The organism is Bacillus sp. mrc49 (genome assembly GCF_002803435.1).
In genome coordinates this window covers 1-1,409 of the sequence record NZ_PHNG01000103.1, presented here as the reverse complement: position 1 = coordinate 1,409, position 1,409 = coordinate 1, and the positions used below count along the sequence as shown (strand labels likewise).

Sequence of the window (1,409 nt, the reverse complement as noted above, 5' to 3'; positions counted from 1 at the left end):
GCGGCGGAAGGCCTGTGGCAGGATGATTCTCCTCAATGCGAGTGAATTGCTCATTCCAAGGGAACGGTGGCATTTGGTGCATAGACATTCACCATATAAAATTTCTCGTATTCGAGGGTGATGATCCTTCCTTCTGGTTCCTCGGTCAAGTCGCCTACACCATATTTCACTGAGAGCGGCTTTTCCTTTGTAAAAATGGCAGTCCCAGAATACCCTTTTTTCAGCGCATAATTCCAATATTGATGGTACCCATCAAGTTCAAGGGAAATTTGTCCTTCTTGAAGCTTCGTTTCTTGAAGACAGAATATATCCGCATCAACTTCTTTAAAATAATCTAAAAACCCTTTCTTCACACAAGCCCTAATTCCATTTACGTTCCAGGAAACCAATTTCATATTCTCTTAAACTCTCCTTATACCCGTTAATTTCTTTTCCTTTCCACTATACTATTGATTCGGTTGTTTTCCCATTAGAGTACATTGGAAAACAACCTGGCAAATGATTCTTTTGAACGTTCGAGCATACTGCGATTATTATAAGTAATGGGGTCAAGTTTTTCACTGTCCAGCATATCTTCCTTATAGTGAGTGATAAGATCACCGATGGAACGGCTGCCCATAAGGAAGACATTGACTTCGAAATTCAGATGAAAACTCCTCATATCCATGTTTGCCGTACCAATGGAGGCAATATCGCCATCCACGATGATGAGTTTCTGATGTAAGAAACCTTTTTTATAGGAATAAACTTCAACGCCATATTGAAGCAGCTCCCCGAAATAAGAGCGGCTTCCGTATTGAGTCAAGAAACCATCATTTACCGCAGGAACCATCAGCCTAACTTGAATTCCTTTTACGGCTGCATGTTTAATCGCCGCTTTGATCGCTTGATTAGGGACGAAGTATGGACTGGCGATCCAAATTGATTCAGTAGCGCTATTGATAAGCGCATAGTAAAAATCACTCATGATTCCCTGCTGTGTATCCGGCCCGCTTGCCACCACCTGGACAGCTCCGTCCCCTTTTCCGCCTTCGCTTTTCAGTTCCGGACGCTCCTGCAATACATCTTCGCCACTGACATATTCCCAATCCAAAAGGAAAACGGTATGAAGCATATATACCGCTTCCCCTTTAAGGACCATATGTGTATCCCTCCAGAATCCAATCTCTTTATTTCTTCCTAAATACTCCTCACCGACATTCAAGCCGCCGACAAAGCCAATCTCCCCGTCGATAATGATGATCTTCCGGTGATTCCTGAAATTGAATTTCTGATTGAAAAAACCATTTTTCAAAGGAGAAAACGGGAAGGCTTTTATACCGGCATTTTTCATTCTTTTAATTTCGTTATTCGACAGTTTCAAACTGCCGGCTGCATCAAAAATGAATAAAACTTCCACTCCAGCTTGT

1 protein-coding gene and 1 pseudogene are annotated in these 1,409 nt (G+C 42.1%); both read right to left on the bottom strand.

Annotation, left to right across the window (positions count from 1 at the left end):
* Positions 1-68 precede the first annotated feature (68 nt).
* A pseudogene (locus CVN76_RS00695) lies at positions 69-395 on the bottom strand (exodeoxyribonuclease III); the annotation flags it as partial.
* Positions 396-469: 74 nt separating this feature from the next.
* On the bottom strand, positions 470-1,409 hold a 940-nt coding region (gene cls, locus CVN76_RS00690; RefSeq protein WP_100530073.1), incomplete at its 5' end, for a cardiolipin synthase.